The organism is Enterococcus sp. 10F3_DIV0382 (assembly GCF_002140245.1).
GTDB classification, from domain to species: domain Bacteria; phylum Bacillota; class Bacilli; order Lactobacillales; family Enterococcaceae; genus Enterococcus_B; species Enterococcus_B lactis.
This window is the reverse complement of record NZ_NGMF01000001.1, coordinates 1064040-1080252: the sequence shown is the minus strand read 5'-3', so window position 1 is coordinate 1080252 and position 16213 is coordinate 1064040. Positions and strand designations below refer to the sequence as shown.

The window sequence follows — 16213 nt, the reverse complement described above, 5'->3', positions numbered from 1 at the left end:
AAAGGAGATTGGAAATAATGCGAAAAGTAATTATTGATTGCGATCCAGGGATCGACGACACTTTAGCTTTATCACTAGCTGTCAAATCCCCTGATATCGAAGTAGTTGCTATTACCGTCGTTTGCGGGAATGTCCCTGTAGATATCGGTACGCAGAATGTGCTGAAATGTTTGGAACGCTGTGATCGTTTAGATATTCCTGTTTATCAAGGAATGGAAAAACCTTTGAAGCAACCTTTCATTAGTGCGCAAGACACTCATGGGTTGGATGGATTAGGGGACACAAATTTCCCGATGGTCTTAGCAAAACAGGCAGAATCGCTCCATGCAGTTGATTTTCTGGCTGATTATTTCAAAGAAAAAACAGATACATCAGTCATTGCTTTGGGTCCTTTGACCAATATCGCTTCTGCTTTGAAAAACAACCCATCTGTTGGAAAACATATGGATCGTTTTGTCTCAATGGGCGGAACTTACAAAAGCCATGGTAACTGTTCACCAGTTGCTGAATACAATTACTGGTGTGATCCTGAAGCAGCTTCTTATGTATTCGAGAAGCTCAAACAACCGATAGAAATGGTTGGGTTAGATGTGACAAGAGAAATCGTCTTGACACCGACTATCCTTGAATATTGCTGCCAAATGAATCCTGAAGAGGGAGAGTATCTAAAAACGATCACTCGTTTTTATTTTGACTTTCACTGGAAACAAGAAAGAATCTTGGGGTGTGTCATCAATGATCCATTAGCTGTTGCTTATTTTATCGATGAGTCCATCTGTGAAGGCTTTAAAAGCTTCACTGCTGTAGAAACTCAAGGACTAAGTCGTGGACAAACATTGGTTGACCGTTATGAATTTTGGCAGAAACCTGCTAACAGTAAAATTATGACAAAAGTAGATACTCGTCTTTTTTTCCAAAAGTTTTTGACCGTTCTTTTAAATGCACAAGAAGAAACGATTATGAAAGATTTGGAAAGGTTAAAGATGGGCTGACAAAATGAATAAAAACAAGATGGCAACTCGCGTACTTACAATGATGGCTTTGTGTATTGGGATCAATTATGTTGGAGGAACGATTGCTTTATGGCTTCGTTTGCCAATCTATCTAGACTCTATTGGAACGATTTTTGCTGGCGCGTTACTTGGTCCCATACCAGGAATGTTGACAGGACTATCCAGCGGTGTATTAAGCGGGGTGACTACAGATATTTTTTCACTGTATTATTCACCGATCCAAATCCTCACAGGTTTGTTGGCTGGATTGATTTTACCAAGGTATCTCGACAAAGATAAAAAACGTTTGAAACTCTTATTACTCGCTTTGATTTTGTCTGTACCTGGAACGATCGTTTCTTCGAGCATTACCGTTCAGTTATTTGGCGGAATCACTTCCTCAGGTTCTAGCATGATCGTCCAATTATTACATGGGTTAGGTTTCGATCAAACCATCAGTGTGATCTTGGTACAGGCGGGCACAGACTACCTTGACCGTCTGCTATCTGTCGTCGTTGTTTCATTAGTCATCACTATGTTGCCGCAACGCTTGATATATTCCAAGAGAAAAATAGGATGAACAAACAGAGCCAAATGAGCAAAAAGTTGCTCATCTGGCTCTATTTTTCATCGATTAAAAAAACTTACGCTAAGTAGGATAAAATAATGGCTTGATATTTTTCGATCATATCTAAATAATTATCGAGCTCGACATACTCATCTACTTGATGAGGCAAAGTAACGACACCAGGCCCAAAGACGACAAAATCGAAGGAGTGGTCAGCTTTTGTAAATTCGGCTGCATCTGTGGTTGCTGCCGCTCCAACTAAAGGTAATGGCTGACTGAATTGTTGCTGAATGCAATGAATCAAAGGAGAATCTGGATCAGCTTTGACAGGTATTTTGTTGTAATCGATCGTCAATTCCAAATGGTAGTCTGTCTCTTGATTCAATTCCTTGACGATTGATTGCAGTAATGTAATGATTTTATCATTTGGATATTCAGGAATCGATCGGATATTCCCTTGAAGCTGCGCGTGGCTCGGAATGCTGTTTACTTGATTTCCGCCGCTGATCAACGTGACATTATGGATTGTTTTTCCTAAGACGGGATTCTCGATTGTTTCAGCGAGGTGATTCATTTCAGCATTTGCTTTCGTAATGAATTCATTTAGATGATTGATCGCATTATAGCCTTGGTCTGGCATAGAGCTATGCGCTTCTTTTCCGTGCGAGATGACCGTATAGTTGATTGATCCCATGTGTGTGTACATCAAACTGTAATTAGTTGGCTCTCCGATGATCAAGGCATCTAAGTCATCCACATAGCCTGCTTTCGTGAGCTGTTCCCCACCTAGTTCACCCACTTCTTCTCCGACAGTGGCTAATAATTTGACTGTTCCGTTAAATGGTTTTCCTGACTCTTTGAGCTCTATCATGGCAATCACCATCGCCGCCAAGCCACTCTTCATATCTGTAGCACCACGTCCGTACAAACGATTCCCATGGATTTCTGCTGCAAAGGGCGCATAGGTCCAAGACGATTCATTCCCCGCCGCCACGACATCCATATGACCAGATAGGCCTAACACTTTTCCTGATTGCCCTTTTTGGAATTGAGCAATCAGATTATCTCTACCATTACTGTAAGAAACGATTTCACCTATTATGCCATGTTTTTCCAAAATCTTATTCAAATAAGCTGCTACTTCGCCTTCGTTTCCATTCACTGATTTTATTCGGATGATCTCTTGTAAAATCGCAATTTTTTCTTCTTTTTTCATCTAATCTTCTCCTTTGCTGTTTCTTTTATTGTATTGGAGTGCACCTAGATTTTCAAATAAGAGAGGCCACAGAAAAAAAGGGCGTGACAAAAGCAGCGTCACATTCCCCTTTTCCAAGTAAATGGCTTTCCAATTCTTGCCTCTACGCTAGTAAATCCAACCAAGTAAAAAAACAAGAGAAGCTACTTTGTTGAACTGTTCTTCTATAGTCAAATCATTTTATTCCTCATCATTGAAAATAAGAGTATCACATGATCTATAGCTACTCCTACTTACGTAATAACCACGTAGCCAATTATTTTCTTCAAGAGAGTAGTCATATTCATACACATACACACTATTCCTTACCATGAAAAAAATACTGACACCGCCTCTACCACTTTTCGTATCTTTCACCACTCTTGAAATAAAAATATCATAATCGGTTAATTGGTATTCCTCCTCTAATAATTGATACAGTGCTCGTGTAGCTATATGTTTCTTGATTGGAAATTGATAGAGCCATGTACCCCCTAACAGTAAACCTATCGAAATAAAAATCTTAGAACAGTAATTTCTTTTTTTAGAAATCCTCCTTCTCATCATCAATTCTCCCATGTTAAGATATGGATCGCTCTTTCATCAAAATAATCAGGAAGATCGTATGGCAAAGCAATAAGCGGCTGATACATCCCTCCTACTTGCACGGCAGCCGAAGCATACCAATAAGCTTGCCAGACGATTTTAGAACAGTAAGCCGGATCCATCCCAAAAATATTTGTAGTTATCCCATATTTATAATTTTTATCATTGTAATTATCTAAATTTTTTCATTTTTCTGTCTCCCTGTTCAAATGATTTTTATCGAAAGAGGAAGATTGCCATCCCCTTTTTGAAGAGAATCATCCTATCCGAGCGTAAAAGGATATGAATGAAACGAAGACTGCTTCCTCCTCTCTTATTGTTCTATCCTTAAAAGGTCCTATACGATGTTATCTCTTGATCACTGACTTTTTTCGATACGATTGTCTCGTATCGATATTTGTAAATATTATATACAGAAGCCAGTTACAAAAATAAAATTATGAGTTATTTTTAATAAATACGGATATTTATATAATAGGGTTTATATGATATATATAAATAAACAGTTGTTATTATAATAATTTATGTAATCTCCCGATTTTTCTGTTCTTAAAAAAGAGATTTATTCATCAAATGATTTTCACAACAAAAAAACTCTCTACTTGCTGAAATCAGCAGGTAGAGAGTCTGATTACTTAACTAAGTGATCATGCTCGTCTATCTTTCAATCGGTCGATCATGTATCTTCATTAGAAAAGAATTATTTGTTTTTCAAGTTGTAGAAAGATTTCAAACCTTTGTATTCTGCAACTTCACCAAGTTGGTCTTCGATACGTAGTAATTGGTTGTATTTAGCAATACGGTCAGTACGTGATAGAGAACCTGTTTTGATTTGACCAGCGTTTGTTGCAACAGCGATATCAGAGATTGTTGAATCTTCTGTTTCACCAGAACGGTGAGATACAACTGCTGTGTAGCCAGCTTCTTTAGCCATTTCGATAGCTTCGAAAGTTTCTGTTAATGTACCGATTTGGTTCACTTTGATAAGGATTGAGTTAGCAATTCCTTTTTCGATACCTTCAGATAATTTTTGAGTGTTTGTTACGAACAAGTCGTCACCAACTAATTGAACTTTGTCGCCTAATACGTCAGTTAATTTTTTGAATCCGTCCCAGTCGTTTTCGTCTAATCCGTCTTCGATTGAGATGATTGGATATTTAGAAACTAATTCTTCGTAGAATTTGATCATTTCGTCAGTTGTTTTTTCGCCTTCGCCTGAGTCAGCTAGTACGTAAACGCCTTTTTCTTTGTCGTAGAATTCTGAAGAAGCAGCATCCATAGCAAGAACAACGTCTTTACCAGGTACATAGCCAGCTTTTTCGATTGCTTCGATGATTACTTCGAAACCTTCTTCGTTTGAACCAAGGTTTGGAGCAAATCCACCTTCGTCACCAACAGAAGTTGCTAATCCACGAGCTTTCAAGATTGAAGCTAATGCGTGGAATACTTCAGCACCCATACGTAGAGCTTCTTTGAATGTTGGAGCGCCAACAGGCATGATCATGAATTCTTGGAAGTCGATTGAGTTATCAGCATGTGATCCGCCGTTGATGATGTTCATCATTGGTGTTGGCAATACTTTCGTGTTGAATCCGCCTAGGTAGTGGTATAAAGGTACTTCTAGGTAGTCAGCAGCTGCACGTGCAACAGCGATAGAAACACCTAAAATAGCGTTCGCACCTAATTTACCTTTGTTAGGAGTTCCGTCTAAAGCGATCATAGCTTTGTCGATAGCCATTTGGTCACGAACATCGTAGCCAATGATTGCTTCAGCAATGATGTTGTTTACGTTGTCGACAGCTTTAGTTACACCTTTACCGCCATAACGAGCTTTGTCTCCGTCACGTAATTCAACTGCTTCGTATTCACCAGTTGAAGCACCTGAAGGAACCATTCCGCGGCCAAAAGCTCCGCTTTCTGTGTATACTTCTACTTCGATTGTTGGGTTACCACGTGAGTCTAAAATCTCGCGAGCGTAAACATCAGTAATAATTGACATGTTTTGTCTCTCCTTTGAGTTTGTTTTTTCCTAAGGGATTTCCCTCATATACGATTTTAGTTAATTTTGCTCATTAGTGCAAACATTTCTTGCATTTTTCGCAAATTTTCACCAATTATTTTACAGCGTCTAACAATGACAAGAATGAATCTGCTTGCAAGCTTGCGCCGCCGACTAAAGCACCGTCAACATTTTCTTTTGCCATGTATTCAGCAATATTTTCTGGTTTTACAGAACCGCCGTATTGGATACGAACAGCTTCTGATACTTCTTTTCCATAAAGTTTTTCAACTGTTTGACGTACAACACCACAAATTTCGTCAGCGATTTGTGCGTCAGCTGATTTACCAGTACCGATTGCCCAGATTGGTTCATAAGCAATCACCATGTTTGACACTTGCTCAGCTGAAAGGTCAGCTAAACCAGCTGTAATTTGTCCTTCGATCCATTCAGCAGTTTTGCCTGCTTCATATGTTTCTAAAGATTCGCCACAGCATAAGATTGGTGTCATACCGTTTGCAAAGATAGCTTTTGCTTTTTTATTGATGTCTTCGTCTGTTTCATGGAAATATTCACGACGTTCTGAATGTCCGATGATCACATAGTGAACACCTAGATCAGCAAGAGCTGCTGGTGAAGTTTCACCAGTGAACGCACCTGAGTTTTCCCAGTAGCAGTTTTGTGCTGAGATTTTTAGTTCTGTACCTTCAGCTGATGTCATTAATTCTTGTAAGAATAATGCAGGAGATCCGATGACTGAATCAACCTTGTCATTTGAAGGGATTTTGTTTTTTACTGCTTCAGCAAATTCTTTTGCTTCGGATGCAGTTTTGTTCATTTTCCAGTTACCTGCGATAATAGGTTTACGCATTGAGGAACACACTCCTTAATTTATTGAAAAATGGCTAGGGAGTCATGAAAACTCCCTTCACCTTTTGATCGATTACTCGTCAGAATAGAGCAAAATTGGCTGTTTATTTATCGTTGATTGCTGCTAGTCCTGGTAATTCTTTACCTTCAAGCAATTCCAAGCTTGCGCCGCCACCTGTTGAGATGTGTGTGAATTTGTCAGCAAAACCTAATTGTTCTGCTGCTGCAGCTGAGTCTCCTCCGCCGATGATTGTTGTTGCGCCTTCTAAGTTAGCGATTGCTTCACAAACACCGATTGTACCTTTAGCAAAGTTACTCATTTCAAATACACCCATAGGTCCGTTCCAAACAACTGTTTTTGCACCTTGTAATGTATCAGCAAATAATTTTACTGATGCTGGGCCGATGTCTAAAGCCATCAAACCGTCAGGAATGTCTCCTTCGATTACTTGTGTTTCTACATCATTTGAAAATTCTGGTGCACAGACATTGTCGATTGGCAAGACAAGTTTGTCGCCTGCTTTTTCGATCAATTCTTTTGCTAGTTCTACTTTGTCAGCTTCTACTAGAGAGTTACCGATCTTGATTCCTTTTGCTTCGTAGAATGTGTAAGTCATTCCGCCACCAATCAAGATTTTGTCTGCTTTAGGAATCAAGTTTTCGATTACGCCGATTTTATCAGAAACTTTTGCGCCACCAAGGATTGCGATCATTGGGCGTTTTGGTTCTTCTACTGCTTCACCGATGAACTTGATTTCTTTTTCCATCAAGAATCCAGCAACTGTTGGGATACCAGTTGAAGCGATACCTACGTTAGAAGCATGCGCACGGTGAGCTGTGCCGAAAGCATCGTTAACAAATACATCACCTAATGAAGCCCAGTATTTACCTAGCTCTGTATCGTTTTTGCTTTCTTTTTTACCATCAACATCTTCAAAACGTGTGTTTTCAAATACGACAACGTCGCCATCTTTCATGTTGCGGATTGCTTCTTCTAATTGTTCTCCGCGAGTTTCAGGTACGAATGTTACTTCTTTACCTAATAATTCGCCTAGACGTTTTGCAACTGGAGCTAAAGATTTTCCTTCTTTATCTTCTTCTGTTTTTACACGTCCAAGGTGAGAGAAAAGGATTGCTTTTCCGCCTTGTTCTAAAACGTAGTTGATTGTTGGCAATGCTGCTTTGATACGAGTGTCGTCAGTGATCACGCCGTCTTTCAAAGGAACATTGAAGTCAACACGGACAAGAACTTTTTTGTCTTTTAAATCGATATCTTTCACTGTTTTCTTAGCCATTTTATTTCCTCCTGAATAAACTTATTATCAAAAAAAGCGGAAGAAGCGCGATTGCTTCCCCGCTTTTAAATGTACATGTCTATCATTTACACTTGTACGTTTGTCTATCTTATAAGTTAGCGAAGTATTCTAAAGTACGTACTAATTGTGCAGTGTATGACATTTCGTTGTCGTACCAAGCAACAGTTTTAACTAATTGTTTGTCGCCAACTGTCATTACTTTAGTTTGTGTAGCATCAAATAATGAACCGTAAGTCATACCAACGATATCTGAAGAAACGATTTCGTCTGTGTTGTATCCGTAAGATTCGTTTGAAGCTTCTTTCATTGCTGCGTTGATTTCGTCAACAGTTACTTCTTTTTCAAGAACTGTTACTAATTCTGTTAATGAACCTGTTGGTACAGGAACACGTTGAGCAGCTCCGTCTAATTTACCGTTCAATTCAGGGATTACTAAACCGATAGCTTTAGCAGCACCTGTTGAGTTAGGAACGATGTTTGCAGCAGCAGCGCGTGCACGGCGGAAGTCACCTTTAGGATGAGGTCCGTCTAGAGTCATTTGGTCACCTGTGTAAGCGTGGATAGTTGTCATTAATCCTTCAACAACACCAAATTTGTCGTTCAATGTTTTAGCCATAGGAGCTAAACAGTTAGTTGTACATGAAGCACCTGAGATAACTGTTTCTTTACCAGTTAATGTTTCGTGGTTTGTGTTATAAACGATTGTTGGAACATCGTTTCCGCCAGGAGCAGAGATAACAACGCGTTTAGCACCAGCTGTCAAATGTTTTTCAGCTGCTGATTTAGAAGTGAAGAAACCAGTACATTCTAGAACGATATCTACGCCTAGTTCGCCCCATGGTAATTCTTCTGGGTTGCGGTTAGCTAATACTTTAACTTCTTTTCCGTTTACGTTGAATGAACCTTCATGAACTTCAACTGTTCCGTTGAAACGTCCTTGAGTTGTGTCGTATTTTAACAAGTGTGCCAACATTTTAGCATCTGTCAAGTCGTTGATTGCTACTACTTCGATTCCATCTACATCTTGGATACGACGGAATGCTAGACGTCCAATACGTCCAAAACCATTAATACCTACTTTAACTGTCATTTAAGATTTCCTCCTTATGAAAATCAAAAAAATATTTATTTTAAAGGGTTACCCCTTTTAAAATCTCGTTTGCAGCAGCTTCATCAGTGATGAGCCACGTTTGTTTTGGTGCATTTTTCATATAAGCTCGAATTGCTTTGGCTTTTGATTTTCCGCCCGCTATCGCCATGATGATTGGGACTTTCGCCAAATCTTGCAATTCTATGCCGATCCTAGGGACCTTATAAACAACTTCGCCTTTTTCATTGAAAAAGTAGCCAAAGGATTCCGCTACAGCATTTGCTTGTTTCAGCATGACTAATTCTTTTTCAGTCATCTTTCGACGTGCTGCCATGTGTAATGCACGCCCAATACTATGAATAACACAATTCGCCTCACTAATCAAGTTTAAGACTTCTTGGATAGATGGCTCATTGAGTAAAGAATTGTAAGTTGCCAGACTTAATTGCTCCGGAACATAAAGTGCACGGTGGTTTCCGTTTGCTTTGGCAGCCATTCTTGCACTGACAGAATTTGCCTGTACAGTTATCGCTTCACCGATCCCGCCTCTTGCAGGGACAAATAGGTTATGCCGTTTTTTATTTTCCAGATTAGACAACTGTTCTGCTACAACTGCCATGGTGGTTCCTCCCATCACAGCGATGATATTCTCGCCTTCCGGAAGCAGTCGGTCTAAGGCTTCACTCAGCGCTTCGCCGAATGCATCAGCCACTTTGGTTTGCTCTTCGCTGTTTCCTGAAACAACGATACAGCGCTGATTACCAAAATATTCTGCCAACTGTTGTTCGGTTTGATGCGTACCTAAAAGCTGATCCATGAAGTTTTCAAGACTTTGATAAACTTCTTCACCCTTAGTTGTCAGCGTCATACCGCTTTTTGAGGTATCGATCAAATTCAGATTTTTCAAAAGGTCTGTTTCTGTTCGCAATACTCGTTCTGTTATCCCCATACTTTCTGATAAACTTCGACGTCCAATCGGCTGCATCCAATAGATATTTCGTAAAATTTTATAGCGTTCTTGCAACACTTCGATAATATCTGGTGCAACAGATTCAATCATTTTTATTTCATCTAGCATAGCGATCTCCTTAGTTGGACACTTTGCGTCCAATGTAGACTTAAAACGACCCATATACGATAAAAAAAAGAAATTAACTTTTCGAATTTCACATCAATAAAGGGAAATCTCAACCTCACGACTGTTAGTCTAACAGTTTTGCTTTCGTTTTTCAACTAAAAAGATCAGAAAAAGTAAAATACTTTTTCTGATCTTTTGGATGATTAATTATCATAACGTTTTCTTTTTGATGAACTCGGGATTCCTAATAAATCACGGTATTTTGCTACTGTCCGTCTTGAGATCGCTATCTCATCTTTTTTCAGCAATTCAACCAATTTCTGGTCCGACAACGGCTTGCTTTTGTCTTCTTGATCAACTAATTCCTGCAACTTTTTCTTCGCAGTATCTGCCGAAAGATCTTCTGTCTGTTCTGCACCGTTAGTAGGGATTCTTGCAGTGAAAAATTTCTTTAACTCAAATACACCGAAATCTGTTTCCAAATATTTCCCGTTGACTGCTCGACTGACCGTAGATTCATGCACATTTATCTCGGTCGCAACTTCCTTTAACGTAAGAGGTTTGATGGGCCGCTCCTTGTCGATAAAGAAAGCTTTTTGCCGAGAAACAATGACTTGAGCAACCCGCAAAATTGTATCCCCGCGTTGGAGGATCGTTTTCTTCAACCATTCGAATTCCTGTTTCCGTTCTTTTAAATAATTTTCAGTTTCTTTATCTGCTTGTTGTGACATTTGCTTGAAGTAGGTCTCTTGAAATCGGATATTCGGCTGGTTTTTTCGGTTTGAGATGACTTGTACATTTCCATCGTCCACTAATACCCGGACATCAGGAATAATGTACAATTCGCTACTACGGTCGAAAATTCGTCCTGGACTTGGGCTCAATGTTTGCAAATAGTCGAATATTTGCTGAACAGCGTGTAAATCAACAGAAAAACGCTGCGCAATCTCTTTCCATTTTCGCTCCACCAATTGCTCAAAACATTCTTCTAGCACGATGTAGGCTAGTTCCGGCGCATAATCATCCCGTTCCGTTTGAAGCATGAGACATTCTTGCAAACTACGTGCACCTACTCCAGCTGGTTCTAATTGCTGGATTAGTGTCAACGCATCGAGCATTTGGATAGGCGTCGCTCCGATCTCTTTTCCAGCTTCCTCTAAACTAATCGTCAAAAATCCGTTCAAATCGATGTATTCTACAAGATAAAGAACGATTTTCCTTAAAAAAGTATCTCGGTAATTCAAGTGGACTTGTTCGATCAATGAATCAAATAAAGACCCTTTTGTATCAGGAATCTGATTTAGGTAATTTGTCTCTTCTCCTTCATAAGAAGATGAAGAAGCTTTTATGTAATCTGGCTGCCATTCCGGCTCAACAACTTCCACCAATGGGTTTTCCATTGCTTGGTTCTCAACGAATGCCAACAGCTCTTCACTGTTATATTGTAAAACTTGGATGGACTGCTGCAACTGTTGCGTCATGGCTAGTTTCTGTGTCTGCTGCTGTTTTTGTGAAAAATTTTGCTCAAATTTCATTTTTTTGTCCAATCCCCTTGTAATTTTTTATCTGTTTAGTTACAATTATCCCAGTGCTTGCGTCCTTAGTGTAGTGGATATCACGTAAGATTCCGGTTCTTGAGACGGGGGTTCGATTCCCTCAGGACGCGTTCTATTTTTTTATAGTAGGATTCACGACACTTTCTACCAGAGACGGAAAGTGTCTTTTTTTTGCTTTTCCTAAAATTTGCCTACCCATTAATTCCTACCCTCAACGTTACGCAAGTCACTTTTATTTTTGAAATGCTGATGTTTGAATGTCTTCCATAGCAACATGCTAAAGTAGATACGCACTTATTATACCTGTTCATCTAACCACTTATCAATCACATTTCGACTAAATCACCAGAATCTATTCACTCCAACATAAAATGTACATATAATTGACTTTTATCCCTTTTGTTTATGGACATATTCTAACACTTCTAATTTTTTATTGATTCATCTCTTTTGTATGAATAACTTTATTTTCAAGTTAAATCATCTTGTTTATACACTAAAGTTTGAATAAGGTTAAATATTACAGCTACTTGGTTAATTGTATCATTTAGATTGTTGAACGTATTTTTGTTTTATTATTAATTTATCGAATTTGATGATAAAACATTGATTCGGCGATCTTAATGCTTGGCAATTTCGAGTCTACAGTATAACTGACATACGTTTAACTTTAAACATGATTAGGGATGATCCTTTTTTGTTTGATAACAAGACTTGCCATTCGAAATTAATCCTTGCTCTAGGAATGGGTGCAGATATATTCATTCTTTTAGTGTGGTTAATACCAACAATCAACTACTTTAGGACGTGATTTTACTATGAACAATCATTTAAGTATCCATTCTCTTTCAAAAAAATATAAGAATAGTAGTAATTTTGCCAATAAAAATATAACTATCGTTTTTTCCCCTGGAGAAATTGTTGCTGTAACTGGACACAACGGTGCAGGAAAAACAACTTTCTTAAATCAAATCATAGGCGGAACAAAACCTACTTCCGGTAGTATTACTTTTCAAGGCCACTCTTTAGATAAAAACTGGAAAATGGCTAGGCAATTTGCAGCAATGATGCCCCAATTTCATGCACCATTAGATGGGGTTACCATGCAACAGTCTATTGAAGCTATTTTAAGGATACGAGGATTGAATAAATCTGATACCCAGACTCACGTTATAGAGATTATGCAAGAACTTAAAATTTCGAAATGGGCACATGTACAAGGGCAGAAACTATCAGGCGGATTGCAAAGGCTTACTTCATTTGCCATGTCTATTGTTGCCCCTCCACCAATCTTACTGCTTGATGAACCTACAAATAATGTTGATCCGATAAGAAGAAAAATCATTTGGAATTCCTTAAGAAAATTAGCTCAAAAAGGACACATTGTAATTGTGGTAACTCACAATTTACTCGAAGTAGATCAATATGCAGATAGATATCTACTCTTTGATAAGGGAACTTTAATTAAAGATGCGTATGTTCGCGAATCGTTAGAAAAAACGTTGATCCAAATGCACCTTGTACTATTCTCTGATAAGGAATTTGAAATGCAAGAATTACCTAGAAATATTGGCTGTATCTTACAAAAGGGTGAGTTACGTTACGATGTCACTTTGTCACAAGAACAAGTAGTTGATGCAATGATATGGATTAATGAAAAGATTTCATCAAGAGAAGTAACGAACTATAGCTTATCACCTCAAACATTAGAAAACACATACGGAGGATTAACGAATGAAAAATAAGCAAAGCTACGATTCCTATTCACGCCCTTCCGATAGTTGATTATTTCAATTATACGCTTTACTTAGATGGAGTCTAGTAAGATACAAGGTACTTTTGCCAGTCTTTACAGTGGCCCAACTGCTACTATCATTAGCAATTGTTTACGGACTCACTTTTTTAATTCCTACAATGGATGATACAACCGCTGTCTATTTATCCTCTGGTGCAATAGTACTTGGGATTATTGCTGTTGGGGGCGTCTTATCGGCACAGATAGTAAGCACTGCTAAGCAAAATGGGATCGTTTCTTATCAAAGAACACTGCCCGTTTCCCGATTCAATCTCCTATTGGCTGATTTTATTATCTGGGGATTCGCTTCTTTACCAGGAATCCTGATGTCTTTTCTTGCTTCATCCCTAAAATTTGGTCTAGCGATTCATTTTTCTGTCCTGTCTGTCGCTTTATTGATTTTAGCTCAAATGTCGATGATTTCTATCGGATTTTGTATTGCTTACTGGCTGCCCGCTAACGGAGTGTCTTTAATGACACAAATCATCATGATTGGCGGGTTACTTTTTTCACCGATTACTTATCCGGCCGATAGACTGCCTGAATGGACAAAAATAATATATGATTTCTTACCTTTTGTCCCAACAGCCAATTTGATTCGTACTTCTTTTTTTGGCTCTGGATTTATTCAACTAAAAAATATCCTAACAGTTAGTATTTGGTTAATCATCACCGGCGCATTGTCATTAAGAGCACTATCACGGAGGAATTGAAGATTTTGAGAAGAATTGAAATAGCTGAATTATATAAAACCACCTCTATCACTGCTGTTATAAACATTATAGGTGTTTCAAATATTGTCGTTTTAGGTGTATTGAATTACACAATATTAATATTTATACTGTCAGTTTTTATCGCTCTGATTATTGGAATGACACTAATCACCTTTACACAACGCATAGAAAAAACAGAAATACTTTAAATTCCAATAATGGAAAACTAGACAGACTAACTTTTAAATTCTGTAGTCTCTATTCATAAACGTCAAACAATACGATGCTTGCAAAGTATCTATCAGCTTCAGTCCAAGTATGATAGATTCCACCATTTTTCTCGACTAAAGATCTTATACTTTTTGTACCTATACCAGCACTCTGTCTTCCTTTCTTGTATATCTCTCATTGACTAAATAAGCATTATTTATCTCTATGAAAAGATCACTTTTAAACTGCTTAATAATCACGGTGATATCTTTGCCTTTTCCGTTATTTCGAGTGCATGCTTCGATTGCATTATCCATTAGGTTTCCCACAATGATTGCTATAATATCATAATCAATTTTTACATTTTCTGATATAAAAATCGATGTATTGACCTGAATTTCCGATTGTTCTGCTATAGTCAGTTTTTCATTTAAAATATAATTCAAGATAGGATCCGAAGTATAAAAGTCAGTAATCATTTCTTGTTGTTTCATCGTCTTCCTCAGATATTTCTTAGCTGAAGAAATATCTTCATTTTCTAACAGCCCCGATAGAACTAAAAAATGATTTCGCAAATCGTGTCTAATTTGTTTCAGATTCTCTTGGCTCTTTTTAATTTCCTCCACATATTTTATTTCTGATTCAAGCGCCTTCTTCTCTAGAGAGATTTGATTGATATGTGCTTGATGAAAAGAAATACTGTGATAAAGGTATAAAACACAAATATTCATGATTACAATTCCCATCGTTATAAAAATATCTATTATCCTTCTATTGATGGCCATGTTTACTTCTGACATAAGAAACCCGAAAGGTATGATACTTGAATAATCGGAATTAAACTCATTGTTAAGAGAGATATAGTATTAATTTGATTATGTAGCGTTTCTTTTCGTGAAAGGAATAGTCGCATGCCAAAGAAAAATAAAATTTCGATAAGTAACGTGAGACTAGTGCTAAATAGGATCGAATAATGAGTAATTGTATTTTCTACCTGATTCAAAATTATTAACTGAATCAACTTGACGGAAACCGATTCGCAGATGAAATTAACTGCTAGTAGAAACAACATCCAAAAGAAAATCTCACTATCTGATAAAAAATATTTCTTCGCAATACTCGCAATTACAAAAAGACTCAAGAAAATATTAATATAAGGTAAATATTCAAACGGTAAAAAAAGATTCGAAAGGAAATTGAATAAAATAATCGTACAAATAATTAAATTTATCAAGAAAGTCTTACTTTTTTTACTGCCACTCCAGAGAAAAAATAATCGAGCAAAAAAACGTACATTATTAGACTAATATTTCGAAGTAACTCATCTTCCATTAGAATAAATCTCTCTTTCGCATAAGTATCTTTGTTAGAGCGTCTGTTTTAAACTTTCTGCTTATAGGCAATTCAATGATATTTTCGCAATTGCTTAATCGAACATAGTTTTTTCCTATTTCTCTTATATGCTCCATGTTTATAATAAATGAAGTATGTGTTTGAACAAATGTTGATGTCAACTTAGCAATGATCTCCAAAGTTGACATATTTGTTTTGAGATGTCATATTGATGAATACTTGACGTCTATTTTTTTCAAAAAACAAAATGTCATTTAACGCGATTCGATAATCCGTTTTTCTATAGGAAAACTCAATTTATTATTTAAAACTCCTAAATGTTTGATAGCCCTTTCAATCACTTGAAAAAAATAGTTCTGTTCCAACGGTTTCAGAATATAATCAAACGTATGTAATTTAAAGACTTTTTCCATATATTCTCGATAACTCGTTAAAAAAATAATCGGAACATTGAAATCATTTTGCCGAATAAAATCTGCTACCTCCATTCCATTCTTTCCTGGAAATTCAATATCTAAAATATACATATCAAAATTTAATTGATCCATTTGTTTAATCAACTTTGACGGATCATAATATACATAAGGTTCAAATAAAACTGGGTCATAATTTTGCAACAAATTACCTACATAGTTAGTAATGCCAAGTTCATCATCGCAGATAGCAACCTTCAACATAATATCACTCCTATTGTATGCTGACATACCTTGAATGTGTACAACTATTAGGGTTCGATTCCCTCAGGACGCGTTCTATTGCCATTTTAGCATAACTTCCGAATGTTTGCTTCTTTACTTTTCAAGTGAAAACTGTCCACCAAAAAAATTAGCGGA

At 37.4% G+C, this 16213-nt stretch carries 16 protein-coding genes, 1 tRNA gene and 1 pseudogene; 6 read left to right on the top strand and 12 right to left on the bottom strand.

What is annotated here, in order from left to right; genetic code table 11:
• Positions 1–17: 17 nt before the first annotated feature.
• Positions 18–992 carry a nucleoside hydrolase gene (locus A5849_RS05405; RefSeq protein ID WP_002347795.1) on the top strand — a complete coding sequence of 325 codons (975 nt, stop codon included), beginning with the start codon at positions 18–20 and terminating at the stop codon, positions 990–992.
• A gap of 4 nt (positions 993–996) precedes the next feature.
• The gene (locus tag A5849_RS05400) at positions 997–1572 is read left to right on the top strand and encodes an ECF transporter S component (protein WP_002347794.1); all 576 of its coding nucleotides are present in this window, start codon (positions 997–999) and stop codon (positions 1570–1572) included.
• A gap of 64 nt (positions 1573–1636) precedes the next feature.
• Here the strand turns inward: A5849_RS05400 and A5849_RS05395 are convergent, their stop codons facing one another.
• From A5849_RS05395 to rpoN, 9 genes are all read right to left on the bottom strand, one after another.
• On the bottom strand, positions 1637–2776 hold the full coding sequence (locus A5849_RS05395; protein ID WP_002347793.1) for an ArgE/DapE family deacylase: 1140 nt from the start codon (positions 2774–2776) through the stop codon (positions 1637–1639).
• A gap of 219 nt (positions 2777–2995) precedes the next feature.
• A complete protein-coding gene (locus A5849_RS05390; RefSeq protein ID WP_002346068.1) occupies positions 2996–3358 on the bottom strand; it encodes a hypothetical protein in 363 nt (120 codons plus the stop codon).
• Positions 3359–3360: 2 nt separating this feature from the next.
• Positions 3361–3522 (bottom strand): hypothetical protein, encoded by a 162-nt coding sequence (locus A5849_RS14890; RefSeq protein ID WP_002347792.1) that lies wholly within the window; start codon positions 3520–3522, stop codon positions 3361–3363.
• Positions 3523–4100: 578 nt separating this feature from the next.
• Positions 4101–5399, bottom strand: coding sequence for a phosphopyruvate hydratase (gene eno / locus A5849_RS05385; RefSeq protein WP_002292812.1), 1299 nt, complete (start codon positions 5397–5399; stop codon positions 4101–4103).
• Between the two features lie 115 nt (positions 5400–5514).
• Complete coding sequence (gene tpiA, locus A5849_RS05380; protein ID WP_002292815.1) at positions 5515–6270, bottom strand: triose-phosphate isomerase; 756 nt, start codon at positions 6268–6270, stop codon at positions 5515–5517.
• A 103-nt stretch (positions 6271–6373) separates the two neighbouring features.
• Positions 6374–7564: a phosphoglycerate kinase gene (gene pgk / locus A5849_RS05375; RefSeq protein ID WP_002292817.1), complete on the bottom strand. Its 1191-nt coding sequence runs from the start codon at positions 7562–7564 to the stop codon at positions 6374–6376.
• A gap of 109 nt (positions 7565–7673) precedes the next feature.
• Positions 7674–8675, bottom strand: coding sequence for a type I glyceraldehyde-3-phosphate dehydrogenase (gap, locus tag A5849_RS05370; RefSeq protein ID WP_002292818.1), 1002 nt, complete (start codon positions 8673–8675; stop codon positions 7674–7676).
• Positions 8676–8715: 40 nt separating this feature from the next.
• Positions 8716–9807 (bottom strand): sugar-binding transcriptional regulator, encoded by a 1092-nt coding sequence (locus A5849_RS05365; RefSeq protein ID WP_002316430.1) that lies wholly within the window; start codon positions 9805–9807, stop codon positions 8716–8718.
• Positions 9808–9956: 149 nt separating this feature from the next.
• Entirely contained in the window at positions 9957–11288 is a 1332-nt protein-coding gene (gene rpoN, locus A5849_RS05360) for an RNA polymerase factor sigma-54 (protein WP_002346069.1), read from the bottom strand.
• Positions 11289–11347: 59 nt separating this feature from the next.
• Here rpoN and A5849_RS05355 point away from each other — a divergent pair.
• The 4 genes and pseudogenes from A5849_RS05355 (at position 11348) to A5849_RS15045 (ending at position 14026) form a co-directional block, all read left to right on the top strand.
• Positions 11348–11419, top strand: a tRNA-Arg gene (locus tag A5849_RS05355).
• Positions 11420–12127: 708 nt separating this feature from the next.
• Entirely contained in the window at positions 12128–13054 is a 927-nt protein-coding gene (locus A5849_RS05345; protein ID WP_002347791.1) for an ABC transporter ATP-binding protein, read from the top strand.
• Positions 13044–13817, top strand: a pseudogene (locus tag A5849_RS05340) (ABC transporter permease). Before A5849_RS05345 ends, A5849_RS05340 begins: the two are co-directional and overlap by 11 nt.
• Before the next feature lie 5 nt (positions 13818–13822).
• Positions 13823–14026: a hypothetical protein gene (locus tag A5849_RS15045; RefSeq protein ID WP_230309694.1), complete on the top strand. Its 204-nt coding sequence runs from the start codon at positions 13823–13825 to the stop codon at positions 14024–14026.
• Between the two features lie 159 nt (positions 14027–14185).
• Here the strand turns inward: A5849_RS15045 and A5849_RS15150 are convergent, their stop codons facing one another.
• From A5849_RS15150 to A5849_RS15140, 3 genes are all read right to left on the bottom strand, one after another.
• A complete protein-coding gene (locus A5849_RS15150) occupies positions 14186–14812 on the bottom strand; it encodes a sensor histidine kinase (RefSeq protein WP_230309693.1) in 627 nt (208 codons plus the stop codon).
• A gap of 546 nt (positions 14813–15358) precedes the next feature.
• Positions 15359–15568 (bottom strand): LytTR family transcriptional regulator DNA-binding domain-containing protein, encoded by a 210-nt coding sequence (locus tag A5849_RS15145; RefSeq protein ID WP_230078816.1) that lies wholly within the window; start codon positions 15566–15568, stop codon positions 15359–15361.
• Positions 15569–15634: 66 nt separating this feature from the next.
• Positions 15635–16057, bottom strand: a complete 423-nt coding sequence (locus tag A5849_RS15140; RefSeq protein ID WP_002347787.1) for a LytTR family DNA-binding domain-containing protein — start codon at positions 16055–16057, stop codon at positions 15635–15637.
• Between the last annotated feature and the right edge of the window lie 156 nt (positions 16058–16213).